General features: G+C 60.2%; 7 protein-coding genes. 3 read left to right on the top strand and 4 right to left on the bottom strand.

Annotated features, from left to right (window positions below; translation table 11 throughout):
* Positions 1 to 545: 545 nt before the first annotated feature.
* The gene (locus DRB19_RS27670; RefSeq protein WP_147022989.1) at positions 546 to 875 is read left to right on the top strand and encodes a DUF6894 family protein; all 330 of its coding nucleotides are present in this window, start codon (positions 546 to 548) and stop codon (positions 873 to 875) included.
* 331 nt (positions 876 to 1,206) lie between these two features.
* Here DRB19_RS27670 and DRB19_RS27680 read toward each other — a convergent pair whose 3' ends face one another.
* On the bottom strand, positions 1,207 to 1,383 hold the full coding sequence (locus DRB19_RS27680; RefSeq protein WP_162815915.1) for a hypothetical protein: 177 nt from the start codon (positions 1,381 to 1,383) through the stop codon (positions 1,207 to 1,209).
* 409 nt (positions 1,384 to 1,792) lie between these two features.
* Positions 1,793 to 1,954: a hypothetical protein gene (locus DRB19_RS30425; RefSeq protein WP_162815916.1), complete on the bottom strand. Its 162-nt coding sequence runs from the start codon at positions 1,952 to 1,954 to the stop codon at positions 1,793 to 1,795.
* 604 nt (positions 1,955 to 2,558) lie between these two features.
* On the opposite strand from DRB19_RS30425, the gene DRB19_RS27685 reads away from it, so the two are divergent.
* Positions 2,559 to 2,861, top strand: a complete 303-nt coding sequence (locus tag DRB19_RS27685; protein WP_114189201.1) for a hypothetical protein — start codon at positions 2,559 to 2,561, stop codon at positions 2,859 to 2,861.
* A gap of 946 nt (positions 2,862 to 3,807) precedes the next feature.
* Here the strand turns inward: DRB19_RS27685 and DRB19_RS27690 are convergent.
* A complete protein-coding gene (locus DRB19_RS27690) occupies positions 3,808 to 5,580 on the bottom strand; it encodes a S8 family serine peptidase (RefSeq protein WP_114189202.1) in 1,773 nt (590 codons plus the stop codon).
* A 2,447-nt stretch (positions 5,581 to 8,027) separates the two neighbouring features.
* Positions 8,028 to 8,841 (bottom strand): IS5 family transposase gene (locus tag DRB19_RS27700; RefSeq protein WP_114189203.1). Its coding sequence is split into 2 segments (ribosomal slippage): positions 8,028 to 8,510 and positions 8,512 to 8,841, totalling 813 coding nucleotides; the frame shifts between segments, so codons are not numbered across the junction.
* 676 nt (positions 8,842 to 9,517) lie between these two features.
* Here DRB19_RS27700 and DRB19_RS27710 point away from each other — a divergent pair.
* Positions 9,518 to 9,826 carry a hypothetical protein gene (locus DRB19_RS27710; protein WP_114189205.1) on the top strand — a complete coding sequence of 103 codons (309 nt, stop codon included), beginning with the start codon at positions 9,518 to 9,520 and terminating at the stop codon, positions 9,824 to 9,826.
* Positions 9,827 to 9,900: the final 74 nt, after the last annotated feature.

Genomic DNA, 9,900 nt, shown 5'->3' on the forward strand with positions numbered 1-9,900 from the left:
AATTGTTGAGACTACATTCATAAACTGGACAGCATTCTCTTCCATGCCAGTTCACCTTTGGATGGCGGGTAACTTACACTAAGAATGCTATTTGCCCGCCGCCGGGCAAGATAAGCACATCAGCTAAGACCTAAGAAGCTCGCGGCGCCCCAAGAATCCCAGCAGCCGGCCGCGTATTCGTCTCAATAGTCTTCCCCGCAGTTCTTTCGGTAGGCATCCAGAACGGTTCACTCGAAGCCGCGCGACTGCATCTCTGCGTCCGGGAAGTGACACGTAACCGTCGAGAAGCGTAGTTTATGTAACAACATATGAAAAGTCAGGGGCAGTACCAATGACTATCAGCAAGGCACAACTTCGCACGCTCCAGCTCCTCCACAAGGAGGCGGCGTACCGCGTCTATCGCTCTCACCGACCCGGTGAATACACCTGGGCGCACGAGCATACCAACATTCGGCTCACTTCAACGCTGCATCGGCTGTTCAGCAGCGGACATGCCACGGTCAGCTCTGAGGATAGAGACAGGGCCATCCTCACTGAGAAGGGTCGTGCGTTCCTGGCAAACGCAGCTTGAACCGAATCTCCGATTTGAACAGGACAACAAAATGCATCGCTATTACCTTCATCTGGTGGACCGTGAACGGATTTGGGAAGACCGCGACGGCTTTGATTTTCCACATCCTGAAAGCGCACGAAACGAAGCCTTGCGCAGCGCCAGAGAGCTTTGGCAGGATGCCCTGACGTTGGGCCGAGACTTGTCCGATCATGTCTTCATGATTGTCGATACAGAGGGGAAGCTTCACGCTTCCGTGCCCTTCTGCGAAGTTCTACGAGCAGCCGAAGACGAATTGTACGGAATGGAGCGGTTGGCTGCGTAGAGCTGGTTGAATGCCTGACGAGTTGCGATCCCCAATCAAGCACCACCTCGTGCTGCACCGGATCGACCCGGAGCAAGGTGTCAGGCAGTTCTATTAGCTCATGATTGAACGCGCCCTGTTCGGGAATGTGCGCCTGGTCTGCAAGTGTGGCGGATCGGTGCCAATGATCAGGTGATGGGGTGGCACCGGTCAGCGGGATTCCCTTCAAGGGTCGCTCGCATCGACTGAGGAAATCCGAGAGCTGACCGGTGCCGCGGCTTCGGGAGCAGCATCAATGCGAGGTAACGCCGGGCGAAGCCGAGCCCTCAGCTTTGCTCTGGATTGTGACGGTTTAGCGGCTCTGTGGCCGCAGTCCAAACACCTCCTCGGCCCATCGGTCATACACATGCTGAATGATGAGGTAGGTCTTGTATGCCCGATCGTAACGGCTTGCCGCCGCATAGCGGTCTTTTAAAGCGTGGAGGCGCTCAAGCCGCTGAGACCACTGCATTTGACGTTGCTGTGACATGATCCCCCTCCCGCTAAGAGACGCGAACGAAAAATGGTTGAGTTGAACAGTTGCCAGAGGCATTGCCCCTTGCCCCGGCGACTGGATCAAGCAACCCAAACAGTAGAACGCAGAACTGAACAAAGCTCTAAGGCAACTCTACAGCAGGCGAGTGCAACGGCTGCTGTGATCATGCTCATGATTGCTCAGTTGGAAATGCTTGTGATCTGCTGTTGGTCCTAGGGCTTTGGTCCCAGGTGATCCTGCGACAGAGTTTTTACCTTGGCCGTACAGGATGCTTGCAAGCGGGCGTGTTGCGTATGAGCCCATTGCTGTGTTCTGCCGAACGCAGTTCTCGCCCTGGCCGAGGTTCCACGACTCCCCTCGGCTGGGGCGTTTTTTTTGCGCGCAAGCTGACCGTGTTGGACGGCTAACGGGTGAACCGGCCGATCACAAAGCCGGCAACCATGAGCCCTACGAAGAAAGCGATGAGGATAAACCCGCTGCCGTACAAGAGCTTCTCCCACGGCGAAAAGCCATAGCAGCCCGAAAAGCCGAGCAGCTCGCACGCCCACCTCATTAGATCGTCCATGCGCCCCTCTTTGCTCGCGGCTGCAGAGATTATGCGGCTCGAGCGAAAGGAACCACGAATTTCGCGTAAGCCGCAGTATGGAACAGGGAGTCTCGTACACGCGAGGAAATGCATTCCACAACGCCCATACCGCGCGGAAGCGCCTTATGACGACGCTATCAAAGGCGAATGCATGGCAAGGAAAATAAGGATATCGAGTGGGCTTATAGGATAAAGGTCATTGGCAAAGCTCCTGCACCTCGTACCCTGAACCTGGGTAGGTGAAGGTCAGGAGGAGCAGATATCTATGGGCCCATGGGATCCCTGGGAGGGACACATTCCAGGTCTGCGCCTACCCCAGAGCACCTGGGACGCGCTACGGGCAGAGGGCATCATGACCATCGAGCAACTCAGGGCTGTGGCTCATCGGGTCCACTATCTCCCGGGTATCGGGCGCAAGACAGCGCAACTCATCCGAGAGGAACTCGCCCGTGTTGCGTCATCCGATGAAGGCCGATTTCCTCCTATACAACGCGATTCCCAAAAGTGAGGTGACGGCGGTCTACTGGATCGTCTCCATCTGAGAGGTCATCCCAGTGGTGGCCTCTTTCATGGAGGATTGCACATGCCGAACACGGAAAACAGATTCTTCACGACGGAGTACGAGGACGGGTACGGTCAGCTCGTCATGGTGACGTCCCACGTCAACACGACACCCAAGGCATACAACGGCCTCTGGCAGGTAGCACAGCACCACTACGAGTCGGAGGACTACAAAGCCATGTTCATCTTCGCCGGCACGGCTGGCAAGTCCCCGACGGTGCGGGAGTTCAACACCTTAGAGCACTACAACGGCATCGATCCTTCAACGGGTGACAAGGGCAACTTCATCCTCCACCAGAACAGTCACTGGGACTTAGCGATCTAGCGGATTGAGAGCCTCGCGCGCGTTGAAATCGCGCCGCGAATTCCGATAGGTGCGCGTTTGACAAGTTACCCCTTTGCGGGGGCGTGGATAGAAATACTATGGCTGCATCCTAGCCAATCGGCTGTCGCAATCGCTCCGGAGAAGATGTGATTGAGGGGTCTCCAATTTCGCATAAGCCCCAGTATGGAACGGCCCGCGGGCAGCAACGGATTGTTTACCATAGCCGGGGCAGGCTGCGTCAGCCGGGTATTACATCCCGATCCGGCACTGTGTTGCTCAGACACAGCCAGCGCCCTGGCCGAGGGTCCTTCGCCTCTCTCGACCGGGGCGTTTTATTGTCAGCCGCAAATTTCGCCAAAGGTCGTTTATGGAACGGCCCGTTCTGCGTCACAGGGCGCCTCTTCATCGGTCCATTAAGGCAGGGCCCAATGGAACGTCGGGACTATAGTCGGATGAGAGGTCAGACCTTAGTCCGATGACAGAGATTGCCGGAGCGGTCATCTTCTCCCGCTACCAGAATGCGCCTGATCTCTTGGGAGGAACAGGCATGAGGATCATTCTCGCAATTTCGGTCTGCGTGTTTGCAACATCAGCACATGCTGATCATTGGACGGGTAAGGTGGCCCAAACCCGGTACGCTGTCGATACCTGCTTGAGCAGCCTCGCCAACACACTCCCGAGTGAACCGAGTCATCGGCCATTGGTGACGACCTGCAGCGACCGGATGAAAACCCATGCCCGGGCTCTCCGGTGCCAGTCATGGGAGCAGACCGGCAGACCTGGACATAAGGGTAAGAAGTGTTCGATCTGATCCGCAGCCTACTGGGTCCTTCAGGGGAGGGTTGGTGGTCTGCTATGGCCTTTGCCCCGAGCGGACCTTCGACAGGGCTATACTCTGTGCACGCAGCAGACGGTTTGCGCCCACGGTAGGATTGCCCGTCGTGGGTCAAGGCATGTCTGAAGTCTGCCCCACGACAGGTAGAACAGTCGGCTGCTTATAAGCTGCGGTCACCGGGGCCGGCTCTGCAGGTCCTGCGCACAGGCCTGCCACCTGGATCAGGCCAAACCCGTACGTCGGATCCCATCCGGGCTCGCCAAGGTCGCGGGTGCGCGCTTCCAGGCGGGACTGGATCACTTTGGGATCTAACCCGGGGTTGGATGCGAGTAGCAGGCCTGCGGCGGCGGACACGAAGGGGACGGCATAGGACGTGCCCGTCCTCAGGGCGCCGCTGCCCTGGGACGAGGCGGTCCAGATATTCACCCCGGGTGCCGCAAGATCAACGTATGCGCCATGAGTGGCGCGTCGGTACACCTTCAGCTCCTGATCCACCGCGGTGACCGCGATGACGCCAGGATAAGCTGCCGGGTAGGACGGTTCAGCACCGGCGCCATTGTTACCCGCTGCTGCAATGATCACTATGCCCTTGGCCTGGGCCGCCTCGATGGCTTTCTTGAGGACCGTGTTTGGCGGACCTGATAGGCTCAGGTTCATGACCTGCACGCCGCGCTCGGCCAGAGCCTCAACGGCGGCCACAAGGGACATCACGTCCGTCCGATCGGCGGTGCCGCCGTCGCGGTAGAAGGCGTCCACCGCGACAAGTTTCGCATCCGGCAGGAGACCAGGCGTCTGACTTCCCCGCCGGCCTACTAGGAGGGCTGCAACCGCGGTGCCGTGATCCTGTAAGGAGGCATCAGCGCGGCTCGCAGGACCTTCCACAACCTCGATGGCCTGATCCTTCAGGGCGTCGTGGTTGAGATTTATGCCTGTGTCGATCAGGCCAATGAGAGGCGTCGGGCCGCATTGAGCGACGTTGGACGCCGACCAGTTCACGAGGGCGGTTGCCGTGCACTCAGGGCCAGTGCACGGACCTGCGCCTTCATCGAGATAGTAGAAGTGATCGAAATCCGCTGAGGCTTGTGCATCGACCAGACGGATCGTTTGCTGGGCCTGAGCCAGGGAGGCGCCTTGGGGCACGCGCAGCCTGACCACCTGTGGGGCGATCCGGCCCTGTGTCTGGGTCTCGATGCGAAACCCTTGGGCGGTAAGCCTGGTCAGATCTGCGCGGGACAAGCCTGACGCCACGATGAAGTCCGTGGATTGGCGTGGCTTGGGGCGAGGGTCTACGGGTTCGGCCAGACCGACTGCATTGGTTTGTGCAGCCGGTGGTTGGGCTGAAACTTGTGACGTCGCCGGAGCCTGAGGGGCCGCTTGGGCTAGGCTCGACGTTTGTTGGTCCGATGCAGTGGCGACGTCTTGACCCGTCGGGGTTGGACTGGTGCTTGCCGGTGCCGGAGCGGCCGCCTGGACTGGGCTCGGGGTCTGCTGGTTAGGCGTGGCGGCGACGTCCTGGCTCGGGGTCTGCTGGTCGGGTGCGGCGGCGACGTCCTGGCTCGGGGTCTGCTGGTCGGGCGTGGCGGCGACGTCCTGGCTCGGGGTCTGCTGGTCGGGTGTGGCGGCGACATCCTGGCTCGCCGGGGTTGGACTGGTGGGGGCACCTGGCACGGCGGCGGACTTGATCGCCTTGGTGCTGAGCTCGCGGAGCTCGCCAAGAGCCTTGCCCAGAAGGGCTTGTACGGCCTCTGTTTTGATTGAAGCGTGTGATGGTGCCGGCGCCGGGGAGGGGGCTTGGGCCAGGCTCGGGGTCTGCTCGTCGGGCGCAATGGCCTTGCCCTGGCTTGGCTGCGTTGGACTGGCGCTCGCCGGAGCCGGAGAGCTCACTTGGGCCGGGCTCGGTGTCTGCTGGCCAGGTGCGGCGACCGTCGCTTGGCTCGCCTGGGCTGGGCTGGTGCTCGCCTGCGGCGGAGAGGCTGCTTGGGTCTGGCTCGAACCCTGCTGGTCCGCTGCAGCGGCGGCTTGGCCTGTGGAGGCCTTTCCACCGCCACCTTGGCTTTTGCTGTTACCTGCCTTACCGGAGCTAGCTGTGCTGCTCCCAGAGGTAGCCTCGCCACCAGCCTTTGAGGCACCGGTGTCACCCTGGGCCCTGGCCTGATCCTTACTGCCTGCTGGGCTGGCTGCACGAGCGTTGCTGCCGGTTACACTGCTGCCTCCACTCGCTGTTTCGCCGCTGGTGCTCCCGGTCGTGGTGCTGCTGCCGCCAGCGTTATTACTTCTGCCGCCGGCCCTGCCGCTGTTGCCTACGGCATTGTTGCTGCCCTCACCCCCGCCGAGGCCGCCGCCAAGCCGGCCTCCTGGTGAACTCTCTTTGCTGCCGCTGTTGCTTTTACTGTTTCCCAGGCCAGACCTCGCTCCGGCCGAGCCGCCGCCTGTGTTGGCTCCGGCATTCCCGCCTGCAGTCGCATTGCCGGGAGCACTCTGTGCGCCGGTGTTGCCTTGGCTGGCGCCCTCGGCAGACTGACTGGCTGTGCCGCCCTTGCCTGGGCGTCCAGCGTTGTCTCCTCGCCCTTGACCACCTCGCCCTTTGCCGCCTTGTCCTTTGCCGCTTCCAGTGTTGCTTGCGTTGCCGCCAGCGGGGCCTGCGGCCGAGCCGCCGCCTGTGTTGGCTCCGTTGCCTTGGCCTTGCGAGTTTCCTCCGGCATTGCTGTTGCCTGCACTTGCCCCGGGGCTATTGCCGCCTCCGGCACCACCGCCTAGGCCTCCGGAGGGCCCGCTACTTGGGCCGCCTGGGCCAGGGCTGCCTTTGCCCCCACCGCCTTGGTTGCCCGCACTTGAGTTACCTCTGCCCGCATTGCCTGCACCTGAGTTACCTGCGCCAAGACTGCCTCCGCCCGCGTTCCCGGCATTGGAGTTGCTTCCACCTGCCTTGCCCCCGGCCGAATTACCCCCAGGCGAGCCGCCGTTTCCGTTGCCACCGTTCCCGCCCTTGCCGCCTTTACCGTTGCCACCGGAGTTTCCACCGCCGCTAGGCCCATCGCCGCCCCCGCCGCCCTTGTTTCCGGCCCCGTCACCGCCCTTGGCGAACGCTGACCCATCCATGATCGGCAAGCGGGAGCCATGGCCCAACTCAAGTTGAACCCGAAGGGGAAGAGCAGCGGCGGCGCTTGCTACCGCGATGAGAACATGTCGCCACCAACGTGCCATGGTCACCTCGTGACGGCGCTTCAATGCCCGGGTTCACCACTTGCAGCGCGGCAAGGCAACAGAACAGCGACCGACTCGCAGGTGCGCAGCATCGAGCGTTGAAACACACTATCTTCACCATATCCAAGATGAACGACAGCGATCCAATCACTTATTGTTTCGAGCAATAAGCTTAGCAATAAACCTGCTGTGCTCGAAGTAGTGGGTGCAGATGTCTTGCTAGGTCTCAGGCTAACGACGGAGGCGTTCCGGCTTCCGGTGGGCCTGAGCATGGGGAGATTAGGGGTCATCGAAGCCATGGCTGATGCTAGTTCTCTTCCGCAGCCCGCGGGGTCCGGATGGGCTAACTAGAGATCTCTTGCGACGGACCGCGCCGGCCACAATGAGGGAGTTTTGAGAACTTCGCAGCCGGCTAAGGGGACTCGCGTAATTCGCGGAAGCCCCAGTATGGAACGGCCGCGAGCGGCTACCGATTGTTTACTCTGACCATGCAGGGTGGGTGAACCGGGCGCGTTGCATACCAGCCCGACCAATCGGATGCCCCGAACGCATGGATAGACGCCCTGGCCGAGAGTTCTACCCTCCTCGGCTGGGGCGTTCTTGTTTGATGATAGATCCTCCGCGGAATTTCGCGGAAGACGGTAGTATGGAACAGGGCTGACGCTTCACCAGCGCCAGCAAGGCGATAGGGCTGTTTGATCTATAATCTCTGGCAGTCACCGTAAGATATGCTTAGGCTATCAGTTGAGTTAGCGACGTAGCCGAAGACCTCGGCACGCGAATATCGCAACAACTCGGTATCAAAGGCGAAAATATAAAATTGCTCTGTGCATTCTAAAAGATTAGTTTTAATTTTCCACGGAGTTCTGCACTCATACGTTGTAGTTTCATTTCCACGTTTTACTGTGATTATATTATTTTCCTTAACTATAGTTGAGCCTAAATTGTTGAATGTGGTATTAGCGTATCCACCCTGTTTGTTAGAATGAAAGCCAGCTGTTTGTTGCTCTGAGCAAACGAATGCCTCTTTTGCGCTGGCACTCGTCACAGTTAAGACTAGACCAAGAACCGAGATTAATCTGAACATTACAGCCCTTTTGAATGACCCTAAGAGTCCGTCCCGTAAATCATGAGCACCTACCCATGCGGCGGACGAGGAGCATGACGGAAGCAGCGTAGAGGAACGCGCGGGCTGAGGTGAGCGTCGCCTCCGGATCTTTCCAGAGCCGCCGGTTGCGGCTGATCCACGCGAAGAATCGTTCAACCACCCAGCGGCGTGGGTGCACCGCAAAGCCAACCTGATCAGGCGGCTTCCTGACGATCTCGATGCGGATTGACGTGGCCTGAGCCGGCGCCTCGCCGGTATAGCCACTGTCGGCAAAGGCTGTGGCGATGAACGGGAATGCACGCCGTGACAGGCGCAGAACCACACAGGCCCCATCCCGGTCCTGGACGTCAGCGGGCTGGGGCTCCAGGATCAGACCGCGCCCGTCAGTGTCGACCATCACCTGGCGCTTGCGGCCTTTCACCTTCTTGCCGGCATCATAGCCTCGCGGGCCGCCGCTCTCGGTGGTCTTCACACTCTGGCTGTCGAGCACGGCGGCGGTGGGGGGAAGCCTCCCGTCCGACCCGCTCGCGATCGGCCATGACCAAGAGATGATTGATGGTCTCGAACAGGCCGCTGTCGCGCCACAGGCTGAACCAGCGGAAAACGGTGCTCTTGGGCGGCAGGTCGGAGGGCAACAGCCGCCAGGCAATGCCGCCGCGCAGCACGTAGAAGATCGCATTCAGGATCTCCCGGGTGGGCCAGCGACGTGGGCGGCCTCGGACACGGGGCTCGGGCAAGAGCGGCGCGATCAGCGCCCATTCGGCGTCAGTCAGATCGGTTTCGTATCGCAAGCCGTCGCGGCTATACTGCCGCCGGGTGGTCGGGGTCCACATTGCGGTTCCAGGTCAGGCTTCAGCACCTTCCTGGAATCATAGAGGCCTCGGCCACTCAACCCTTTTCGGGACGGGCTCTTAGCATCCAACTGTGCTGATCGGATGCCAATCGTCCATCGCTGGCCTTTCATGGGTTCCGAATCTTGGCTCTGCCGTTGTCGTCACCTGCTTCGGCATTGCCGAATGCCTTGGAACAGCCGGTCCAAAGCAACTTCGAGCTGTAGGTTCGGTTCAGAGGCTTGTGGAGGGAGGCTGCTTTCCTTCACTATTGGCCCATAAGCACTGTCCTCTCCGAGGGATTCCTGTTTTTGGGCCCCTTAGCGTCGGAAGCCACAGAAACGGCCACAGACGGCCTTGAGACCTTGGATGGGGAATTGCCGGCCGCTCACCAGAACGGCCGCCACGGGCCGCCGCAGATCGCCTGTTGGCTGCAATGAAGGCCTGAGTGTAGTCGGACCCAAACTGAAACAAGATCGGTTTGCGCCGCAGACCCTCCTCCCGTGGCCTTGTAGCGCGATCCTGATGCAACGGCCCGATCAAGGAAGCCAACGTCCAAGGCTTGACCGCTTCAGACCCAGTCGCGGGTAATTCGCGGAAGACGCTATATGAAACCGCTAAGCTTGGCCTTCACTTAGACTGTTGAAGCCTTGCAGGATCATCAAACACCGGCGCGCCGATGCCCTTTAGCCAGAACCCCGTCGTCGAATGGGCGGCAGAGCTCTATCACCTGCTGCAGGGGCTTCAGATCGCGACCGGCGCCAATGGCAACCGCTATGGCCGCCTCGATGTCGACGTGAACCGGGAGACCCTGTTCCTGATCAATGACTTCGAAGCACGGGTGCGGCAGCGCCGAGTGCGGCTCAGGCTGGCTGACAAGGCTGAAGAATGCCTTGTGGGCGAGATGAACCCATTGATTGGCCTCGGGGCGGCAGCCGATCCAACCCAGCACATCAGCAAAGTCCGCATCAGCTTTTACAACGTCTAATACCAAGAGGCGTGAAGGCTGACTCATTCAGGGTTTTCAGCCGGGCGCATGTCTGATTCCATGCTGGCGACAGG

The sequence above is a fragment of the Microvirga aerophila genome, from assembly GCF_003332305.1.
GTDB lineage: Bacteria > Pseudomonadota > Alphaproteobacteria > Rhizobiales > Beijerinckiaceae > Microvirga > Microvirga aerophila.

Bases quoted from the DNA above. Each gene is read 5' to 3' on its own strand.
- DRB19_RS27710 (WP_114189205.1), top strand. From the start codon at position 9,518: ATGCCCTTTAGCCAGAACCCCGTCGTCGAATGGGCGGCAGAGCTCTAT.
- DRB19_RS27680 (WP_162815915.1), bottom strand. From the start codon at position 1,383: ATGTCACAGCAACGTCAAATGCAGTGGTCTCAGCGGCTTGAGCGCCTC.
- DRB19_RS27685 (WP_114189201.1), top strand. From the start codon at position 2,559: ATGCCGAACACGGAAAACAGATTCTTCACGACGGAGTACGAGGACGGG.
- DRB19_RS30425 (WP_162815916.1), bottom strand. From the start codon at position 1,954: ATGGACGATCTAATGAGGTGGGCGTGCGAGCTGCTCGGCTTTTCGGGC.